At 45.5% G+C, this 19,585-nt stretch carries 19 protein-coding genes; 12 read left to right on the top strand and 7 right to left on the bottom strand.

Annotated elements, in window-relative coordinates; genetic code table 11:
- Positions 1-300: 300 nt before the first annotated feature.
- From nifH to FME95_RS00275, 10 genes are all read left to right on the top strand, one after another.
- Positions 301-1,179 carry a nitrogenase iron protein gene (gene nifH / locus FME95_RS00320; RefSeq protein WP_147711946.1) on the top strand — a complete coding sequence of 293 codons (879 nt, stop codon included), beginning with the start codon at positions 301-303 and terminating at the stop codon, positions 1,177-1,179.
- 33 nt (positions 1,180-1,212) lie between these two features.
- Entirely contained in the window at positions 1,213-2,682 is a 1,470-nt protein-coding gene (nifD, locus tag FME95_RS00315) for a nitrogenase molybdenum-iron protein alpha chain (protein ID WP_147711944.1), read from the top strand.
- Between the two features lie 104 nt (positions 2,683-2,786).
- A complete protein-coding gene (gene nifK / locus FME95_RS00310; protein ID WP_147711941.1) occupies positions 2,787-4,358 on the top strand; it encodes a nitrogenase molybdenum-iron protein subunit beta in 1,572 nt (523 codons plus the stop codon).
- 75 nt (positions 4,359-4,433) lie between these two features.
- The gene (nifT, locus tag FME95_RS00305; protein ID WP_147711939.1) at positions 4,434-4,649 is read left to right on the top strand and encodes a putative nitrogen fixation protein NifT; all 216 of its coding nucleotides are present in this window, start codon (positions 4,434-4,436) and stop codon (positions 4,647-4,649) included.
- A 38-nt stretch (positions 4,650-4,687) separates the two neighbouring features.
- The gene (locus FME95_RS00300) at positions 4,688-5,368 is read left to right on the top strand and encodes a NifB/NifX family molybdenum-iron cluster-binding protein (protein WP_147711937.1); all 681 of its coding nucleotides are present in this window, start codon (positions 4,688-4,690) and stop codon (positions 5,366-5,368) included.
- 41 nt (positions 5,369-5,409) lie between these two features.
- The gene (locus tag FME95_RS00295; RefSeq protein WP_147711934.1) at positions 5,410-5,706 is read left to right on the top strand and encodes a hypothetical protein; all 297 of its coding nucleotides are present in this window, start codon (positions 5,410-5,412) and stop codon (positions 5,704-5,706) included.
- A 371-nt stretch (positions 5,707-6,077) separates the two neighbouring features.
- A complete protein-coding gene (gene nifE / locus FME95_RS00290; RefSeq protein ID WP_147711931.1) occupies positions 6,078-7,502 on the top strand; it encodes a nitrogenase iron-molybdenum cofactor biosynthesis protein NifE in 1,425 nt (474 codons plus the stop codon).
- A gap of 1 nt (position 7,503) precedes the next feature.
- Positions 7,504-8,901, top strand: coding sequence for a nitrogenase iron-molybdenum cofactor biosynthesis protein NifN (gene nifN / locus FME95_RS00285; protein ID WP_147711928.1), 1,398 nt, complete (start codon positions 7,504-7,506; stop codon positions 8,899-8,901).
- Positions 8,902-8,920: 19 nt separating this feature from the next.
- Complete coding sequence (locus tag FME95_RS00280; RefSeq protein ID WP_147711925.1) at positions 8,921-9,418, top strand: NifB/NifX family molybdenum-iron cluster-binding protein; 498 nt, start codon at positions 8,921-8,923, stop codon at positions 9,416-9,418.
- Between the two features lie 104 nt (positions 9,419-9,522).
- On the top strand, positions 9,523-9,993 hold the full coding sequence (locus FME95_RS00275; RefSeq protein WP_147711922.1) for a SoxR reducing system RseC family protein: 471 nt from the start codon (positions 9,523-9,525) through the stop codon (positions 9,991-9,993).
- 128 nt (positions 9,994-10,121) lie between these two features.
- Here FME95_RS00275 and FME95_RS00270 read toward each other — a convergent pair whose 3' ends face one another.
- The 3 genes from FME95_RS00270 to FME95_RS00260 all read right to left on the bottom strand — a co-directional run bounded on the left by FME95_RS00270 (position 10,122) and on the right by FME95_RS00260 (position 12,274).
- A complete protein-coding gene (locus tag FME95_RS00270; RefSeq protein WP_147711919.1) occupies positions 10,122-11,348 on the bottom strand; it encodes a M20/M25/M40 family metallo-hydrolase in 1,227 nt (408 codons plus the stop codon).
- 235 nt (positions 11,349-11,583) lie between these two features.
- Positions 11,584-11,991 carry a hypothetical protein gene (locus FME95_RS00265; protein ID WP_147711916.1) on the bottom strand — a complete coding sequence of 136 codons (408 nt, stop codon included), beginning with the start codon at positions 11,989-11,991 and terminating at the stop codon, positions 11,584-11,586.
- A complete protein-coding gene (locus FME95_RS00260) occupies positions 11,984-12,274 on the bottom strand; it encodes a hypothetical protein (RefSeq protein ID WP_147711913.1) in 291 nt (96 codons plus the stop codon). Before FME95_RS00260 ends, FME95_RS00265 begins: the two co-directional genes overlap by 8 nt.
- A 368-nt stretch (positions 12,275-12,642) precedes the next feature.
- Here FME95_RS00260 and FME95_RS00255 point away from each other — a divergent pair, with 368 nt between their 5' ends.
- Positions 12,643-14,721: a DUF4962 domain-containing protein gene (locus FME95_RS00255; protein ID WP_147711910.1), complete on the top strand. Its 2,079-nt coding sequence runs from the start codon at positions 12,643-12,645 to the stop codon at positions 14,719-14,721.
- A gap of 209 nt (positions 14,722-14,930) precedes the next feature.
- On the opposite strand, the gene FME95_RS00250 is transcribed toward FME95_RS00255, so the two are convergent.
- Positions 14,931-15,512, bottom strand: coding sequence for a TetR/AcrR family transcriptional regulator (locus FME95_RS00250; protein ID WP_147711907.1), 582 nt, complete (start codon positions 15,510-15,512; stop codon positions 14,931-14,933).
- Positions 15,513-15,688: 176 nt separating this feature from the next.
- On the opposite strand from FME95_RS00250, the gene FME95_RS00245 reads away from it, so the two are divergent.
- Positions 15,689-16,891 (top strand): multidrug effflux MFS transporter, encoded by a 1,203-nt coding sequence (locus FME95_RS00245; RefSeq protein WP_147711904.1) that lies wholly within the window; start codon positions 15,689-15,691, stop codon positions 16,889-16,891.
- A 120-nt stretch (positions 16,892-17,011) separates the two neighbouring features.
- Here FME95_RS00245 and FME95_RS00240 read toward each other — a convergent pair whose 3' ends face one another.
- The 3 genes from FME95_RS00240 to FME95_RS00230 form a co-directional block, all read right to left on the bottom strand.
- Positions 17,012-17,335, bottom strand: a complete 324-nt coding sequence (locus FME95_RS00240; protein ID WP_147711901.1) for a hypothetical protein — start codon at positions 17,333-17,335, stop codon at positions 17,012-17,014.
- Positions 17,336-17,441: 106 nt separating this feature from the next.
- Positions 17,442-18,320: an AEC family transporter gene (locus FME95_RS00235; RefSeq protein ID WP_147711898.1), complete on the bottom strand. Its 879-nt coding sequence runs from the start codon at positions 18,318-18,320 to the stop codon at positions 17,442-17,444.
- A 119-nt stretch (positions 18,321-18,439) separates the two neighbouring features.
- Positions 18,440-19,564: an alpha/beta hydrolase gene (locus FME95_RS00230; protein WP_147711895.1), complete on the bottom strand. Its 1,125-nt coding sequence runs from the start codon at positions 19,562-19,564 to the stop codon at positions 18,440-18,442.
- Between the last annotated feature and the right edge of the window lie 21 nt (positions 19,565-19,585).

Genomic DNA, 19,585 nt, shown 5'->3' with positions numbered 1-19,585 from the left:
ATCGTTATGTCTATGGATCGAAACCGCACTTCAGCGTTCAGCCAAGCATTCATTAGTTATTGCTACTCACTCGGTAATATTACCGCTAAATGAGTAATTTCACTAGTGAATACAACCGCATTACTTTTGTTAGTAACCCAACAAAAACCCACATTAACAGCAGACAATCGCCTTTTTTAAAACCAGAAAACAACCACAAGTCACCGCCGTTATTGGGCTGACAGCCTATTTGAAGCTTGGCTCAATATTCGCAATAGAGCTATAGGGAACCGTCATTCGAACAATCGGAGACAAAATATTATGGCTATTCGTCAATGTGCAATTTACGGCAAAGGTGGTATCGGTAAGTCAACCACGACGCAAAACTTAGTAGCAGCGCTGGCTGAAGCAGGCAAGAACGTCATGATTATCGGCTGCGACCCAAAAGCCGACTCAACACGTTTGATCCTACACGCAAAAGCGCAAAACTCCATTATGGAAATGGCTGCAGAAGCAGGCTCAGTTGAAGACATCGAATTAGAAGATGTACTCAAAGTCGGTTACGGCGGCGTTCGTTGTGTAGAGTCTGGTGGTCCTGAGCCAGGTGTTGGCTGTGCTGGTCGTGGTGTTATTACCGCCATTAACTTTTTAGAAGAAGAAGGTGCTTACGAAGAAGATTTAGACTTCGTTTTCTATGACGTATTAGGTGACGTTGTGTGTGGTGGTTTCGCTATGCCTATTCGTGAAAACAAAGCACAAGAAATCTACATCGTGGTATCCGGTGAAATGATGGCAATGTATGCGGCGAACAACATCTCGAAAGGGATTTGTAAGTACGCAGCAACCGGCAGCGTTCGCCTAGCTGGGCTTATTTGTAACTCACGTAAGTGTGACCGTGAAGATGAATTGATTGAAGCCTTAGCGGCAAAAATCGGTACACAGATGATTCACTTTGTGCCACGCGACAACGTTGTACAGCAGGCCGAAATTCGTCGCATGACGGTTATTGAGTACAACCCTAAATGTAACCAAGCAGACGAGTATCGTGCATTGGCGCAAAAAGTTATGGCCAACGAACTGTTTGTGGTTCCTAACCCTTGCACCATGGATGAACTCGAAGACCTATTGATGGAATTCGGCATCATGGATGTTGAAGACGAATCCATTATTGGTCAGGTTGCAGAAGAAGCAACGGCTTAATTTTCGATCAACTTAATTTAACAGGAGTCTGTTATGACAATAGACAAATCCGTCACCGATTCGTTGATCGAAGAAGTGCTTGAGGTCTATCCCGCTAAAGCGAAAAAAGACCGCACCAAGCACCTGGCATCTAACGATACGGAAGCAACTAAAAGTTGTGTTACGTCAAACCGAAAATCATTGCCTGGTGTAATGACTGCTCGTGGCTGTGCCTACGCCGGTTCTAAAGGTGTGGTTTGGGGCCCGATTAAAGACATGATTCATATTTCTCATGGACCTGTCGGTTGTGGCCAATATTCACGCGCCGGACGCCGTAACTACTATACCGGAACCACTGGTGTAAACGCCTTTGGCACCATGAACTTCACCTCGGACTTTCAAGAACGAGACATTGTTTTTGGCGGTGATAAAAAGCTGTCAACTATGATCGATGAAATTGAAACCCTATTCCCGCTAGCACAGGGCATCAGTATTCAATCGGAATGCCCAGTCGGTTTGATTGGTGATGACATCGAAGCGGTTGCAAAAACCAAAGGCAAAGAAATTGGCAAAACCATTGTGCCGGTTCGTTGTGAAGGTTTCCGTGGTGTATCGCAATCACTCGGCCATCACATTGCCAACGATACGTTGCGTGACTATGTACTCGATGGCAGCGCCGATAAAGAACAACAGCGTGAAGTTGGACCTTACGACGTAGCAATTATCGGTGACTACAACATTGGTGGTGATGCTTGGTCTTCGCGGATTTTACTCGAAGAAATTGGCCTAAACGTTGTCGCGCAATGGTCTGGGGATGGCACCCTGCCTGAGTTAGAAAATACGCCGAGCGTAAAACTCAACCTCATCCACTGCTACCGTTCGATGAACTACATTTCTCGTCATATGGAAGAGAAGTACGGCATTCCTTGGATGGAGTACAACCTCTTTGGCCCGACTAAGTGTGAAGAATCACTACGCAAAATTGCAGCATTCTTTGATGAGTCGATTCAGGCAAAAGCGGAAGAAGTTATCGCTAAATACAAAGAGCAGTGGCAGCCCATTATCGACAAATACAAACCTCGCTTGGAAGGTAAAAAAGTCATGCTTTATGTCGGTGGCCTGCGCCCTCGTCACGTGATTGGAGCCTATGAAGACTTAGGTATGGAAATTGTCGGTACCGGTTATGAATTTGCCCACAACGATGATTACGTAAAAACAGCAAACGAAGTCAAAGACGCCACCCTTATCTACGATGATGTGACTGGCTTTGAGCTTGAAAAATTTGCTGAAAAAATCAAACCCGACCTAATCGGTGCCGGTGTTAAAGAGAAGTACATCTTCCAGAAGATGGGTATTCCTTTCCGCCAAATGCACAGCTGGGATTACTCAGGTCCTTATCACGGCTTTGATGGCTTTGCTATTTTTGCCCGCGACATGGACATGACCATCAATAACCCATGCTGGAATAAGTTGACCGCACCTTGGAAAGAAACGGAACAAGAAAGCTTGGCAGAAACTGCCTAACAACGAATACCGGACGCCTGTCATCAGACCGAAGGTTTAACCAATAACGCAACAACACGATCACCCCGGAAGTTCACGTTTGAGTGGCACGGGAAGGAGATGTTATGAGTCAGACTGTTGATAAAATAGCGCCTGGATATTCGTTATTTAAGCAAGACGAATATCAGGACATGATGGCCAATAAACGGGCCAAATACGAAGAGGGCTTTGATGACGCTAAAATCAAAGAAGTCTTCGACTGGACAACGACCGAAGAATACAAAGAGCTTAACTTCGAACGTAAAACTCTAACCATTAACCCAGCAAAAGCTTGCCAACCCTTAGGTTCGGTACTGTGCGCACTGGGTTTTGAAAATACGCTGCCTTATGTGCACGGTTCTCAAGGTTGTGTGGCTTACTTCCGCACTTACTTTAACCGTCACTTTAAAGAACCGGTTGCCTGTGTTTCTGACTCCATGACAGAAGACGCAGCGGTATTCGGCGGGCAAAAAAATATTTTCGACGGTCTGGAAAATGCTACCGCGTTATACAAACCTGACGTCATTGCGGTGTCGACCACCTGCATGGCCGAAGTTATCGGTGATGACCTCAACGCCTTTATTGGCAACGCCAAAAAAGAAGGCCATATCCCAGAAGATATGCCAGTTCCTTTTGCGCATACGCCAAGCTTTGTTGGCAGCCACACCACAGGCTGGGACAACATGTTTGAAGGCATTGCACGCTACTTCACCATTAATGAAATGGACAATAAAGAAGTAGGCAGTAACGGTAAAATCAACCTAGTTCCGGGTTTTGAAACCTACCTAGGTAACTACCGAGTTTTGCATCGCGTGATGCAAGAATTCGACACCGGCTACAGCCTATTGTGTGACCCAACGGAAGTGCTCGACACGCCAGCCGATGGTGAATACCGCATGTACGCTGGCGGCACGCCAATTTCTGAAGTAAAAGACGCGCCCAATGCAAAAACCACTATTTTGTTGCAACCTGATCAATTGGTGAAAACAAAAAAATATGTGGAAGGCACATGGCAACATGAAGTCCCTGCGCTAAATATCCCAATGGGTTTAGATTGGACGGATGATTTTGTTATGAAAATCGCCGAAATTTCTGGCAAAGAGATTCCTGCGTCGTTAGAAAAAGAGCGTGGTCGTTTAGTCGATATGATGACCGACTCACACACTTGGCTACACGATACCAGCTTCTCCATCTATGGCGATCCTGACTATCTCATGGGCCTAACTAAGTTCTTGCAAGAGCTTGGCTGTGAGGTGAAACATATTCTTTGTCACAATGCCAATAAGCGTTGGAAGAAGAAAATGGAAGCACTTATTGCGCAAGCTCCAGGTACCGCCAATGCAGAAATTCACTTTGGTAAAGACCTGTGGCATTTCCGCTCTTTAGTGTTCACCAACAAACCAGACTTTATGATTGGCAACTCTTACGCCAAGTTCATTCAGGCGGACACCAAAGCCAAAGGCGATGAATTTGAAGTGCCATTGATTCGCTTAGGTTTCCCTATTTTTGACCGCCACCATCTACATCGCAACACCACTCTTTGTTACGAAGGTGCCATGATGATGTTAACAACGCTGGTCAATGCGGTATTAGAAAAACTCGATACCGACGCCATGCTGCTGGGTAAAACAGACTTGTCATTCGACTTGGTCCGTTAATCGTTCGGCACTGATCGATGAGAGAGAGGCTCACTCTCTCTCTCATCTTTACCGAAGACACACTAAGGAATCCTCATGCCAAATGTCATGATTCGAAAAGAAGCCGAGAGCGGTAACCTAACGCTATACATCGCAAAAAAAGATTTAGAAGAAACCGTCACCGCCATTGAATTTAACGAAGCCGATCGTTGGGGCGGAGAATTCGAACTGGCCGATGGCAGTCGTTATTACATTGAACCCCTGTCTGAGCAACCCAAGTTGCCGATCACTCTGCGGGCGCGACGAGCTTAACGACACAATAATCGCAACTTCTTATAGGAGGGCATTTAATGACTCAAACCATTCAAAATTCGCTAGCCTTACGTCTTGGCCTTGCTGCTAAAGCGCTGCCTCAACTTTCGTTACAGACTTTTGTTAACAGCCTAATCGCAGAAGTTGGCGAGCCTTTGAGTGAAAAAAAGTTACGCACCTTTAGTCCAAAAAACTTTTACCACTTTGTCTCTGGTATTAATGCAGAGATTGAGCGCAGCCAATCCAATCATGCGTTTGCGGTGCTAACCAGCGAGTCATTATCGGCCATGCAAGCTCCCACCATTGACGATACCACGCCATTAAGCGGGCCAGTATTACGTATAGCCGTCACCTCAAATAATGACCAAATGATCGACGGACATTTTGGTTCGTGCTTACGAATTTTAGTTTATGAAGCAAACGCCGAGCACTTTCGGCTCAGTGAAGTTAGAGCGGTAGACACTCAAGAAAGCGGTATGAACCGAACCGATTACATCACCGGTTTACTGCACGACTGCCAAATTTTAACCACCTTATCGATCGGCGGCCCTGCGGCGGCAAAAGTCACTAACGCTGATGTCCACCCAATTAAACAATCAACGCCTGTCGCTGCCGAAGAATTTTTAAACCGTATCTGCCAAATGTTGGCAGGCTCACCACCACCCTGGATTAAAAAAATACTCGACGCCCAAAGCGAAAATAGATCAACCGCTAAATAGATGAAAAAAGCGCTAACCGCGACGACTGAAAGGAAAACACTATGCAAGCTGAAGCTATTGTGACTCAAACGCTCACCAGCGACGCCATCAACGATATTGTTAACCAACTCAATGAGTATGGCGCAAATGATGAAAGTCTGCGCCAACTGAAACAAGACTGGCCGCAATTCCGTTTTATTTTATGCAGCGAAGATGACATGGGCGCAAAAGAACCCTACATGGAAACCGACTCGGTTCAACTGCACCTAATCGCTGCCAGTCTAGGCTGCGCCAGCCTGACTCGCGAGCCAGAAAATGCTGTTGGTTTAGTCATCGCAGTCATTGAACCTGAAGATTAAGAAACCGAAAGATTAAACACACCTGAAAGTTAAATGAATCAAATAGCTAGTTTGATTCTGCTCAGGCTGAGCATAGGCATGTTTAGTTATCAATTCCTCCGTTTGCCACTGACCATCGACAGCATTGTGATACTAACGCAGCAATGATGCAGTGGCCTTTTTATTCATCTTCTTTTTATTATTCACTTTCTTTTTAGCCATACCTCTATATCCAGCACTAAGCCGCTATCACCTTGCCGCAACACAGCACCAACAAAAGTATCCCATTGTCGCATACCCAACAATAAACAACCCTTAAATATCAATGACTTAGATATGGCAGGCAGTTTGCAGTTCAGATAATTGACTGTCCTTTATGTGAGTAAACCGCGATGAAGCAAAGTGAAATAAGAGAATTAATGGACGAACCCGCCTGTGATCATAACAGTGGCGAAAAATCGGGTTGCGCACGGCCTACTCCTGGGAATACCGCAGGCGGTTGCAGCTTTGATGGTGCGCAAATTTCATTACTGCCGATCGCCAATGTCGCTCACATCGTACACGGCCCTATCGCTTGCGCTGGCAACAGCTGGAACAATCGCGGTACTCGTGCACACGGCGAAAATTTGTTTCGCCACGGCTTTACTACCGATCTGAACGAACAGGATGTCATTATGGGGCGAGCCGAAAAACGGCTTTTGCATTCCATCAAACAAGTCATTGAGCAATACAATCCACCAGCAGTTTTTGTTTATTTAACCTGTGTCCCTGCGTTGGAAGGTAACGATGTCGAAGCGATCTGCACCTTGGCGAGTGAAACCTGGCACCGCCCTGTTATCTGTATCGACGCGGCCGGTTTTTATGGCAGTAAAAATCTTGGTAATCGAATTGCCGGTGAAGTTATGGTCGAAAAAGTGGTCGGCACCGGCGAGCCTCCTGCCAAACCTGCAATGCTGCATCGCCCTGAACAACGCGTTCACGACATTGTACTGATTGGCGAATACAACATCGCCGGTGAGTATTGGCACGTTGCGCCACTGTTTGCCGAACTTGGCTACCGCTTGCTTTGCTGTTTAGCAGGCGATACACAATTTCACGAAATCCAAACCATGCATCGTGCCGATGCCGCCATGGTGGTGTGCTCACGAGCGCAAATCAATGTTGCTCGCAAGCTTAATGAAGGCTGGAATATTCCGTGGTTCGAAGGCAGCTTTTATGGCATTGAAGACACCAGCAACGCGCTGCGTCAATTTGCGACACTGATGCACGATGACACCCTAAGCGAGCAAACAGAACAACTTATCGAACGCGAAGAAACCAGCATTCGCCAACAACTTCAGCCTTACAAAGAACGGCTACAAGGTAAAAAGGCGCTGCTTTATACCGGCGGTGTTAAATCATGGTCGGTGGTCAGCGCACTAACCGAGCTGGGCATTGAAGTCATTGCAACTGGCACTAAAAAATCAACCGAAGCCGACAAGGCTCGCATCAAAAGTTTAATGGGTGATGACGCTCACATGCTCGAAAACGGTGGCGCAACCAACTTGCTCAACGTAGCGCGCAGTAACAACGCTGACATTCTTATTGCTGGCGGGCGCAACATGTATACCGCTGTAAAAGCCAAATTGCCGTTCCTAGATATTAACCAAGAGCGTCACCACGCCTATGCCGGTTATCGGGGCATGTTGACCTTAGCGCAAGAGCTGTGCCGGACGTTAGAAAGCCCAGTCTGGTCGTTAGCGAAAAAGAGCCCACCTTGGCAAGCCGCTGCACTGAACAGTTCACTGAAAAAAACATCTGATATAGGAGCGCGCTAGCATGAGCCAACTAACTCGCAATAAGAGCCCCTTAACGGATCGACCACTCAAAACCAGCCAAGCAACCGGTGCTAGCTTAGCTAGCATGGGCATTGCTAACTGTATTCCGTTGATGCACGGCTCCCAAGGTTGCGGCGCCTTTGCCAAGGTGTTTTTAATTCAACATTTTCGTGAACCGATGCCGATTCAAAACACCGCGGTTGACCAAATCGCAGCCGTCATGGGGGCTGACGATAACGTTATCGAGGCTCTCGCCTTACTGTGTGAAAAACACCAGCCAGAGGCCATTACCCTGATGTCTACCGGATTAACCGAACTGCAAGGCTGCGACTTAGAGCGTAACGTGCAAGAGTTTTATCAACGCTATCCTGACTTTAAAGAAACTAAGGTCATACCGGTTTCAACACCTGATTTCATTGGCTCATTGCAATCTGGCTTTTCCGAAACTGTCGATGCCTATGTCAAAGAACTCAATAAATCAGCTACGCGAGATGAAGTGATCGACAAACAAATTAATGTGCTTTGCAGCAGCGCCATGACCTGTGCCGATATTGAACTGGTTAAAGACTATGTCGAAAGCTTTGGGCTAAGCGGTATTTTTGTACCCGATCTTGCAACCTCGCTCGACGGCCACCTAGAAACCGAAGACTACAGCGCAACCAGTACCGGCGGTTGTAGTATTGCCGACATTGCCAGCATGCATAAAAGTGCCGCCACCTTTGTCATCGGCGAAAGCCTGTTTAAAACCGGCACTTGGCTAGAACACAACTTTGCCATTCCCTGCTTTAAATTTGGCCACCTAATGGGGCTTGATGCGACCGATGCGTTTATCGAGCAACTGAGTTTAGTCGCTAACAGAGAGGTACCACCGCGCCTTTATCGCGCACGTCAGCGCTTGCAAGATAGCCTGCTGGATACTCACTTCGTACTTTCTTCTAGCCATGCAGCGGCAGCGTTAGAGTCGGATTTACTACTCGGCTTCGATGCGCTACTGCATGAAGCAGGTTTAAAGCTGACGATCGGTGTTACTGCGACGGCCAGCGCGTTACTGCAATCGAGCTTTGCAGAACAGATTATCGTTGGTGACCATTCCGATTTAGACAGCACCATCGAACAATGCCAACTGATTATTGGCAACAGCCACTGCGCCGAGTTTTTTGAACAACAACGGCCTGTGCTGCGTGCCGGCTTGCCTAGCCACGACCGCTTTGGTAGCAACCAGCAATTACAAATGGGTTATCAGGGTGCTTGCTCGCTGCTCAACCAACTGGGCAACCTGTTGCTGGCCAGCCATCAACCTGAAGTAGCGGCATTTTACAGCCCTTACCGCTTTGGGCCAGAACAGGTGACGCTGAACGAGCCGGAAAACTGCCGCTATATCGCAACCCAGCGCGCCTAATAGAATGATGAGGTAATCCATGGAAATACAGCAACCCGACCGAGCTTTGCAACTGGTTCAGCCGATTGATGAGTCCAGTATTTCTGCCAAAGTTGCAATGGCGACTAGCGATCGTTTAACTGTCGACGAACATTTTGGCACCGCTAGCCACTTTTTAATTTTTGCTTTGCTTGATCAACAGTGGCAACTACAAAAAATTATTGAATACGGCGCAACACAAAGAAAGCATGACCAAAACAAACTGCTTTCTAGGATCGAATCGTTAGCCGATTGCAACGCCGTTTATGCCAATGCTATCGGTCCATCGGCAGTAAAAAAATTATTGAAGCTGCAAGTACAGCCAGTCATCGTCGCCGAGAAAAGTCCGATAAAATCCTTACTCACACAATTAATCAGCGATGAAAAAAACGGTCAAGCCCCTTGGTTAAAACCAAACCTCAGCAAAACCGCCAACGTTAAAGCTCAACCATTGACACGAGAAAAGATGCTCGACCTACTCGATGAAGAGTGGGATTAAAAGTTAAACCCTTAATAGAAATAGAAAATTAAGAATTAAGAATTAAAAGTTAATAGTTAAGAGCTTAAGGTTAAAAAGTTAAAACTTGCAGTTAAGGAACCCTGATGGCAACGATCAAAGCACGAATAAATGCACAGAGCGCCAACCAGATTGAACTCACCGCCACTCGTTCTGGCGGCTGTGCTAACTGCGCACAAAAACAAGGCTGCGCAATTTTATGGCAACCCATGGAACCGAAACAGGCCATTCAACTGCCACGCAACGAACACCTTCAAGCGAATCAAAATACACCAACAGACGTTGAACAAAGTTGCGATAATATTGGTAACGAAGTAAACCTACACTGCGAAGATCAAGCCTTGCTGCGATACATCGCACTGTTATTTTTACCGACACTATCGTTGCTACTGAGCGCAACGCTGATCACCGATGTACTCACCCCAAACAGCGGTATTTTTTATCGCCTAATTTTTAATGGCCTAATACCGCTGGCTCTAGGCTTTAGCATTAGCCGCCATTACCTTGCAAAGCACACACATAAACTCTTGGCTGCAACAACCATACAACCGCATTAGCTAACAACAATGGATTAAAAAATAAAAATAACGGCAACAAAAAAAGAGCGTTCTATCAAAGAACGCCCTTTTGCTACTAGCCAGTTTTTTATCAGCTAACTTACTTGCAAACCAAACAGTGCAGTAGCTTAAGCTTGATCTAAACGGATGTGACCATTTTTAAGGTCATCGCGTTGAATGCCTTTGCCGTCGTTCAAGCCATTGAAGTGTCGTAGCAAACCCGCCAAGGCGTGAATAGAAGCAATTAAATCGCCTGTGTGCGCCGACTCTGATGCGGTGTGCATATTACGAATAGGATATCCGACAGTAATTGCAGCGCTGTCCACTGCAGCCAATACGCCAGCCATACCATCGGTACCCATATCGCGGCCCGAGAAATCCAACTGATATGGAATCTCTTGCGCGTTACAAACTTTTTCTAATGCTTGTACCAAATATTCAGAAACAACTGAGCCTCGACCAATGGTAAAACCTGCACCCATTTTTAACGGGTTCATGTTGCGACTACCAATACCTGGCGCAGCTTCATAATCGTGATTAACATCGGTTGCGATCAGTACGTCTGGCTTGAGCTCGCCAACCAATTGTGTTGAACCAAAGCGGCCAATCTCTTCATGCGTAGCAATGGTGTACAAAACGCGGACGTTTTCTAACGACTCTTTCGCCAATAGACGCGCCACTTCGATCACCGAAAAACAGCCTAAGCCGTTATCTAAGTAAGCGCCGTAAAACGTATCTGGGCTGACGCCCGGTTTAATCGGACGGTCTAAAATAATTGGGTCACCCGCGCGTAAACCTAACGCTTCGACCTGTGCTTGGCGGTCTTCACCATGCGTATGCAATTCTAGATAAATTTGCTCAGCCTTAATGCCTTGGTCGCCAGCACGTTGCGCTGGTGTTGAAAAATGAATCGCGCCAAGAGCTTCTACCGTTGCGCCTTCGATCACTTTATAGGCACCGACCTTATCTGGGTCGTGACAAAAAACTTTAACTTCATGACCAATCAGTGTTGTTGGTAAAAACGAGTCGGTATTAATCCAGACCTTACCGTCTTTATCAATTTTACGAACCTGCATACGGATTTTATCGGCATGGCCGACAATCATCACGCTAACCAGATCGTCACGACCTGGGTGAGAGTCGAATACTAAGCCAGCATTGGCTTTAAACTGATGTACAGCCCAGCCCTTAGGCATAAAGCTTTCGAATTCTGGTTTAATCACACCGTAGCTCATTGCGGCTTCAAAACTCACTGGAGAAGGCGCTGCCAATACTTTTTTCATTAGCTCGAACTGGCTTTCAGGCATTGGCTGTTGCCAAGGCTGATCTTGCTTGCTGTCTTTATCTAGACTCATGTGTACATCTCTTTATATTTTTAACGGATTCTTGGGTGAAGGCTCCGACCAATAGGTAATTGGGTTGGCCAATTGACCTGCAGTATAAGCATTTTAAAGACGGGCATAAATGCCCTTTACTGAATACTAAAGCTATTGGGTTATCAATCATCTCTTTACTGAGCCTAGCCATAAAAAATGCCGAGCTAAGCTCGGCATTATAAGAAATATAAAAACGCTTAAAACAGTAACAGGCTTAACTGGCCGCCAATGACATATAATGCTCTATTAACGATTTTTGATCCTCTTCTGAGAATATTTTAATCGGTATTTTACGTACTACGGCTTTATCGCCCTGAGCAACCGTTAATATTAATAACTTAGGTGTTTCTTTCACACCAGTAATACTGCTGTCTTTAATAAACCAACGAGCACCTACCGGGGCTATTTTAATTTCACTATGGGAGTCATATAGCCTTACTACTTCCAATCGGCCCCTTAATAGACCGAGAGCTATAATCAAAATACCAAAACCCAGACTCGTCGCCTCAACAAAAAACCCTATAACAACAAACCCCAAGCCGATAATCATCGAGCTAGTAAGGTGCGACTTTGCATACAAATATACTTTTTTCGGCTCTATCGCTTTTTTTGCATCATTCATTCTCAAGACTCTCCAGAAAGGCTTCTTTTTCATACTTATCTATTTTATTTCGCATGGCAATCATACCAAGCAGACCGACAGGCACAAAAAACGCAAAACCAACCATAGCGATATAGGCCCATAGTTTGTTCTGAGTTTTTGGGTATAAAAACCCCGCTAATGACAGCAGAATCCCCAAATGAAGAAAAATGATTAAGCCTATATATTCAACACCGTAACCAAACTCAAAACACAATAGCACGAGTAATTCAACAACCAACGCCGTATAGTACATGGCCCCCATAAATACCTCTCCTTGTTAGTGAGGATATTATAAGTAGCCTCTCTATGGATAAATGTGAACTACGTTAAAACACACCCGATAACAGCGGTTCATTTTAAGCAACCCATGATTTCCGATAGCAACGATTGCATTGCCGCCGAAAAACGATCATTTTTTAACCACCACCTATCGATTTTATATTTGTCACCTGACAAAAGGCTTTACTGATCATGACTCAATCGCTTTATTTAGAGCCTTCACTGGTCTTTTTGGTTATAAAATTACAGCTTTATTGACCCTACTCTTTAGTAGGATGGGCCCTTTATTGTATTATCTGCGCGTTTTTAGTTAATCATCAATCAACAATAACCCATCAACCGAGGCCTTAAATGTCTAATGACAAGTCTTTTGACGCGATAAAAAAGATCAAGCTCGAAAACGATAAGTCTGCCGGTAACCTTTTGGATGTTATGCCAGTTAAGGTACAACAAACCGAAGTCGACCTGTCTTTCCTAGATAACCTAAGCACTGCGCACCCTCGCCTTTTGGTACAGAACAAAGACCTTGAGGATTTCCGCGCGGCGGTTAAAAAAGACCCATCGCACTGTAAGTTCGATGCGTTTATGAGCAATTCGACCAATAAGTTTTTAGATACTGAGCCTTACGACGAGCCAGAAGCTTACCCAGAAGAAACGGTTGGCAAGGCTTCGTTGTGGCGTCCTTACTGGCGTAAAATGTACGTTCAGTGCCAAATGGCGTTTAACGCGACTCGCAACCTGTCTATTGCTGGTATTTTGCTAGACGATGCTGAAATTATTGCTAAGGCTAAAGCTTGGACATTAAAGCTTGCCTCTTACGACCCTGAAGGTGTGACCTCTCGTGCCTATAACGATGAGGCGGCGTTCCGTGTAATTGCTGCTATGGCTTGGGGTTACGACTGGCTATACGAGCACCTAAACGATGCTGAGCGCAAAACAATCAAAGACGCATTGGTTGTTCGTTTAGAAGAGATCATGCACCACCTAGAAGTCACCGTTGACTTACTGGCTAACCCGCTTAACAGCCATGGCGTACGCTCTATTTCTTCGGCGGTTGTGCCTACCTGTATTGCACTTTACAACGAGTACCCGAAAGCTCGTCAATACATGGAATACTCTATTGAATACTACGCGGTGCATTACCCACCTTGGGGCGGTACCGATGGCGCTTGGGCGGAAGGTCCAGATTACTGGAACACCCAAATGGCGTTTTTAGGTGAAGCCTTCGACCTGATCAAAAGCTACACCAGCATTAACATGTTTAATAAAGAGTTTTACAAAAACACTGGCGACTTCCCGCTTTACTGCATGCCGGTTCACTCTAAACGTGCGAGCTTCTGTGACCAATCTTCTATTGGTGACTTCCCTGGTTTAAAACTGGCGTACAACATTAAGCATTACGCCGGTGTTAATAATAAGCCAGAATACATTTGGTACTACAACCAATTGAAAAACCGCGATACCGAAGCACACACCAAGTTCTACAACTACGGTTGGTGGGATTTTGGTTACGACGATTTGCGTTTTGATTATCTATGGAACGACATGGCCGAAGTTGCACCTTCAGACGAGCCATTATTGAAAGTGTTCCCAATTACCGGTTGGGCGGCGTTCCACAGCAACATGACTAAACGTGATGAGCACGTGCACATGGTTTACAAGTGCAGCCCATTTGGTTCTATCAGCCACTCGCATGGTGACCAAAACGCCTTTACGCTACACGCGTTCGGCGATACATTGGCTTCTATTACTGGCTATTACGGCGGCTTTGGTGTTGATATGCACCTAAAATGGCGTCGTCAAACCTTTGCTAAAAACCTGCCGTTATTTGATGGCAAAGGTCAGTACGCTGAGAATACTTCGTCTAAATTTGAAGGCCACCAAGACCGTTACTGTGTTGAAGCTGGCGGTAAAATTACCGACTACGAAACCGATGCCGATGTGAAATTTGTTGAAGGTGATGCCACCACTTCGTATCAGTTCTTCAACCCAGAGCTAGAAAGCTACAAGCGTAAAATCTGGTTTGCTAAGGGCAAGGTGTTTGTAATTCGCGATACGGCAAGCATGAAAACCGAGCAAGATTTAACTTGGAACATGCACACCACCTTTGCGACGAAAACAGCGGATGCTGGCTTCGAAATTGTCGGCGAAAAAGCAACCTTAGACGTTCAGTTCATTAACGACTGCACCAACAACCTAAGCTCAATTGAAAACGTTGAAGGCTTTGGCGAAGTGGATCCTGCAGAATATGAAGGTTTAGAAATTCACCGTCATGTTGAAGCGAAGTTCAAGCCCGCTAAAGAGCACAATGTACTGACGCTATTAGTACCAAGCAAAATTGATGGTGCTAAAACGGAAGTGAGCCACACCTTAGCAGGCAACACTTTAACGCTTGTCATCGATGGCGAAACTGTCAACATCGAACTTTAATTTTAACGCCGCTTAGTCTTGGTATTAACTTAGGCTAAGCCGTTTTAATGAATCAAAAAGGCCGCATTTTTGCGGCCTTTTTTATAGAGTCTTTTTTTACACGCCAATACAGATGAATAGGTTCAACTAGCCAACAGCCCATTCTGCAAAATGATCAAAACCCGCTTTAAGCTTTAGCAATTGAAGAGTTGAAAGTTGAAAGCTAAATCCTAACCTTGCCAAAAAATTTCAGCCGCGAGGCTTTGCGCCAACTCGGAGTTCAAAGCGTCCCCCTGCAATAAGGCGTACCAAAAAGCGCCGTGCACAAAAGCAGAAAGAATACTGACATCACGATGCTTTGAAAGCTCACCACGTTGCTGCGCTCGGTTTAAAATATCGATCAGCATCGCTTCTCGTGGTTTTACAAAGCCTTTTTTAAAAGCTTCTCGGAAGGCTTCATCCTTTTGCGCTGCGGCGATCAAAGCAGCCAACACTCTTGCATCGTAAGATAAGTGCTCAAAGACATTGCACAAAAATAGAGACAGCTGCTGCTGACAAGAGGTTTGTTCATCATCTGGCACAGCCGCAGCAATTCGCCCGGTTTCTTTAAATACCGCCTCAAGCACTAAATCGGCCTTGGTCGACCAACGGTTATAGATGGTTTGCTTGGCAACACCAGCCTGCTTGGCAATGGCGGTGATCGATACCGCTTCATAGCCATGTAGCCGCACCAACTGCAATGTTGCGGCTAAAATATCCACACTGGTTTTTTCATCCTTAGGGCGCCCTAGCGTCACTGGCTGCTCTGACATGCACGGTTCTCCATGATATTTGTTTAAAATGTTAACTCTTTTATAGACTCGGGTCTAATTATTATCTAGACTGCGCAACTTATTAGACTCAGTACTAATAAATCGCAACAAGTCTAAATACTCATCAATATCCGTAATAACCGGTTAAACGAAAGCATCGCTCTAGGAACGACCTTATGACTCGCCACCAACTCTCATCGTCTCGCACTACCGCAATGATCCTAGTGCTTGGCTTACTCACTATTTTTCCGCCTCTGGCAACCGATATGTATTTATCGGCCATCGGTCATGTTGCCTCATCGCTCAACAGCAGCCGTGCAGCGGCTGAGCTATCGTTGTCGCTATTCTTTTTAGGGCTCTGTATTGGTCAGTTAATCATGGGACCATTAATCGATGCCTACGGTCGAAAGCGCCCTCTGATGTTAGGCATCGCTATTTTCTGCCTTAGTTCGCTCGCCTTGATTCAGGTCGAAAATATTTGGTTGTTTAACGCTCTGCGTCTTATTCAGGCCATTGGCGCCTGTACCGGCATGGTTGTCAGCCGAGCGATTGTCAACGACCTGTACGAAGGCCAAGAGGCTGCCAAGGTGATGACATTATTAGTCATGTTATTAACCGTAGGTCCAATTATTTCGCCGACTCTCGGTAGCCTACTGTTAGAAGCCTTTGGCTGGCGCTCAATTTTTATCTGCATGCTCAGCGTTGGCGTGGTTGCCTTTATTTTGGGTTACTTTATTTTGCCGGAAACTCTGGCGAAAGATCTGCGTGTACAACGCCCTTTTGTCAACGGTGCACAAGCAGCAAAACGCTTGCTCAACCAGGCTAGCTTTTTAAAACCAACACTGATCGCAGGGCTTATCCAAGGCGGTATGTTTTCCTTCATTACCGGCTCTTCTGGTGTGTTCCAAACCAAGTTTGGTTTATCGGCTCTGCAATACGGTTTCACCTTTGCAGGTATTGCGTTGGCGCTCTTTGTATTTGGGCGTATCAATACACTACTGCTAAATAAATTTTTACCATTAGCTATTTTAAAGCGCGCGTTAGTCGGCCAACTGGTTATCGCCAGCCTTCTGCTTGCCGCCTCATTCATTGATTCATTAGTGTTGTTGGTTATTCCATTGTGGTTTGCCATTGGCTTTGTTGCCTTAATTAGTGCTAACGCTATGGCACTGGCAATGTCGGCAGCCAAAAGCAGCTCTGGTATTGGTTCGGCGTTACTCGGAGCGATTCAGTTTTCTATCGCCTTTATCGTTTCAACTTCTGTTGCCGTGGCCGGAAGTGGTAGTGCAACACCCATGGCGTTGGGCTTTGTTATTCCTTGCATCATCGCACTGGGGTTGGCAAAAACAGTTCGCCCTAGCCCGCCAGTGGCAGCCTAAGAGTGAGGTCGTTAATAAATTAGATAGTCAAAAAGTTAAAGAGTTAAGATCGAAAGCAAATAAAAAAGGCCGCTACTGCGGCCTTTTTTGTGACAAGTGTTTTACGCTAAACAGCAATAATTAGTCTTGTGCACTTAAATTATCAGGAATCTTACCTTCAGCTGTCGCTTGTGCTGACTCACGCAACGACTCCAAAGTCTTGCGAATTTCTTCTTCTTGTTGCAACAGGTCCAAACGCTTCTGCTTACCTTTATCGAGCGTTTTTACTAGCTCAAGTGCGTCACTGAAGTTATCCGCTTCAATCGCAGCAATTGCAGATTTTTTCTGCTCTTCTAGGTTTTCGAATTCGACCAGCTTTTCTAAAACCTGATCTAATTTATTATTGGCTTTGGTGATTTCTTTTCCGATTGTAGTCAATGCGTCACCTATTGCTTTGTAATCCATGGTTTCTCCATGTTGGTTAGTTTAATTACGAAATTAAGCAGTCATCGCTCAACCAATAGCCGAGCCGCCCTGACCGCCGAAACGGGGTTGAAATTAAAAAAACTCATCAGCCTAAATGCAGTGCAACAGTTAATATCAACGGTAGCGTCAATACAGTAAAGAGGTTACTAATGAGCACCATAGAAGCCACTTTATCTGGCTCAATATTAAAGCGCTCAGCAAACATATAGTTCATCACCGCAGGCGGCAATAACGTAAACAGTACTATCATTTGTAGCTGCAATGTTGGCAACGGGATGAGCCAATATATAATAAACAGGGCAACTGAACCTGTAAATATAGACAGTAGTGTGCCATATAAACCAACTTTTATCCCCTTAATTTGAATATTACACATTTGTCGGCCTAGTGCGATCAGCATAATAGGCACGGCGGCTTGACCCAAGAGGCTGGTTGCATCCATTAACGGCTGCCAAACGCTGATATGCGCAAGGTTTAAAGTCATCGCCAGTACCGACGCTAAGAACACCGGCATTTTCAATAGCTGCTTGATAGGATTACCGCGACTTAGAATCGCAAGCCCAACACTGGCATGCAGCACCGTAGAAACAACAAACAATAAAATAGCTGGCGCCAATGCACTTTCGCCGAAAGTGTAGGTAAACAATGGGATTGCCAGGTTGCCACTGTTACGAAACATATTAGGTGGCGCCCAAGTTCTAAAACTTAAACCAAAAAGCTTACTCAGCGGAATCATCAATAAACCAGGTAACAATACCGCTACCAACGCAGCACTGAGCAACGGTAACTGGTTTGTATTCAGCGGCATGGCAACTAAGGATGAAAATACCAAGGCGGGACAGAAAACATCCATATTAATGCGATTGGTTACAGCAAGATCCGGCTTTAACCACCGGCCAAGAATAAAACCGACCAGCACTATTGCAAAGATCGGAAATAAAATATCGACGACTTGATAAAGCATAAAATACAACTCAACTTACATTTTGATTTAGCGGAACCAACCTTCAGCGGTACTTAACTGCTCTGCAAGCGCTGACCCTAATTTCGAACTAAACTAAGCGACTACATAAATAAGCTAAATTACTCTTCAACCTCTTGAGTAATGGTTTCGATTTTAGCGACATTTTGTGACAAAGTAAGGAGGATCGACGTAGCCAAACTCATTTCACCGTCATCCTGTTCTGCGCCTTTAATTCGTCGACTGACAATATCCAGTGCCAGCGGGCTTTCAGCGTATTTAGTATGATCAAATGCATCATAACCGGTCGCTATTTCAGAAAGATCGAGGATCATCAAGTTCGAGGCATAATCTTGCATTCCTTGGCGATATTTTTCGTTATTAATATCAATCGCACCTAAGCGATCAACATCGCCAGCTAAAATACGAGAAAATTTCAACGCCTTATCGTCTTGCGAAGTAATGAGCGTAAAGAATGGTCGAGTACCGGTTGCTGCATTTATTTGAGATTGAAATACATCAACATCAATATCTGGTGCGGCGAATATAACGTTGCTGATTTTTTCATGCACGTTACCGTCGTTACGAATGGCCATCTGCCTTAATGCTTCGGAAGTGACCCAACAACCCATCGAATGCGCCAGAATAGTAATTTCCTCGACCTGATCACTTTCGATTGCTAGCTGTAATAATTCCTCTAGCCGGTCTCGATTAAGGGTGGCGCTTTCTTTATCGTACAAATAGGAATCGAGCCGACCGCGAGATGGCCAGCTAAATAGAATCGGTGTCGCATCGACGTCTAAATCGTAACTGAGTTGCGCCAGTGTATAGAGCGCAATGCCGTAACTCATGTTGTAGCCGTGAACAAAAATAAACAGTCGTTTAGTGTGCTCTCGTTTTTTAAACCAATCCTCAACATTACCAGGCTGTAAATCTTCTATGCTAGTGACGGCAAAATCAGTACTCAGATCAGGCTTGGCATCAAACGAAAACCTCAGTTCACCTGCTTTATGATCGGTTGGCACCGCCACACGGACTGACTGGATGTGTACGTCTTTTGACCGCTCACCGCTGTATATAATGCCGGGAACATCAGACTTTTGCCGAGTCGATACCGATAACAATTCAACTGACTCTTGATTTTCACTAACCGGCTCCACCGGCGTTAATACCACTGGCCGAGTAACACAGCCACTGATTAATACGACCAGCGCCAGCCAGCGCCAGCGACCTATTGCGAGTTTCATACCTCAATCCCTTCAGATCCG

Source organism: Reinekea thalattae, from assembly GCF_008041945.1.
Classification (GTDB): Bacteria; Pseudomonadota; Gammaproteobacteria; order Pseudomonadales; family Natronospirillaceae; genus Reinekea; species Reinekea thalattae.
Note: the sequence above shows the minus strand (reverse complement) of the source record. Positions and strands in the feature narration are given on the sequence as shown.

Coding starts and splice junctions, on each gene's coding strand:
- nifH (WP_147711946.1), top strand. CDS start 301: ATGGCTATTCGTCAATGTGCAATTTACGGCAAAGGTGGTATCGGTAAG.
- nifD (WP_147711944.1), top strand. CDS start 1,213: ATGACAATAGACAAATCCGTCACCGATTCGTTGATCGAAGAAGTGCTT.
- nifK (WP_147711941.1), top strand. CDS start 2,787: ATGAGTCAGACTGTTGATAAAATAGCGCCTGGATATTCGTTATTTAAG.
- nifT (WP_147711939.1), top strand. CDS start 4,434: ATGCCAAATGTCATGATTCGAAAAGAAGCCGAGAGCGGTAACCTAACG.
- FME95_RS00300 (WP_147711937.1), top strand. CDS start 4,688: ATGACTCAAACCATTCAAAATTCGCTAGCCTTACGTCTTGGCCTTGCT.
- FME95_RS00295 (WP_147711934.1), top strand. CDS start 5,410: ATGCAAGCTGAAGCTATTGTGACTCAAACGCTCACCAGCGACGCCATC.
- nifE (WP_147711931.1), top strand. CDS start 6,078: ATGAAGCAAAGTGAAATAAGAGAATTAATGGACGAACCCGCCTGTGAT.
- nifN (WP_147711928.1), top strand. CDS start 7,504: ATGAGCCAACTAACTCGCAATAAGAGCCCCTTAACGGATCGACCACTC.
- FME95_RS00280 (WP_147711925.1), top strand. CDS start 8,921: ATGGAAATACAGCAACCCGACCGAGCTTTGCAACTGGTTCAGCCGATT.
- FME95_RS00275 (WP_147711922.1), top strand. CDS start 9,523: ATGGCAACGATCAAAGCACGAATAAATGCACAGAGCGCCAACCAGATT.
- FME95_RS00270 (WP_147711919.1), bottom strand. CDS start 11,348: ATGAGTCTAGATAAAGACAGCAAGCAAGATCAGCCTTGGCAACAGCCA.
- FME95_RS00265 (WP_147711916.1), bottom strand. CDS start 11,991: ATGAATGATGCAAAAAAAGCGATAGAGCCGAAAAAAGTATATTTGTAT.
- FME95_RS00260 (WP_147711913.1), bottom strand. CDS start 12,274: ATGGGGGCCATGTACTATACGGCGTTGGTTGTTGAATTACTCGTGCTA.
- FME95_RS00255 (WP_147711910.1), top strand. CDS start 12,643: ATGTCTAATGACAAGTCTTTTGACGCGATAAAAAAGATCAAGCTCGAA.
- FME95_RS00250 (WP_147711907.1), bottom strand. CDS start 15,512: ATGTCAGAGCAGCCAGTGACGCTAGGGCGCCCTAAGGATGAAAAAACC.
- FME95_RS00245 (WP_147711904.1), top strand. CDS start 15,689: ATGACTCGCCACCAACTCTCATCGTCTCGCACTACCGCAATGATCCTA.
- FME95_RS00240 (WP_147711901.1), bottom strand. CDS start 17,335: ATGGATTACAAAGCAATAGGTGACGCATTGACTACAATCGGAAAAGAA.
- FME95_RS00235 (WP_147711898.1), bottom strand. CDS start 18,320: ATGCTTTATCAAGTCGTCGATATTTTATTTCCGATCTTTGCAATAGTG.
- FME95_RS00230 (WP_147711895.1), bottom strand. CDS start 19,564: ATGAAACTCGCAATAGGTCGCTGGCGCTGGCTGGCGCTGGTCGTATTA.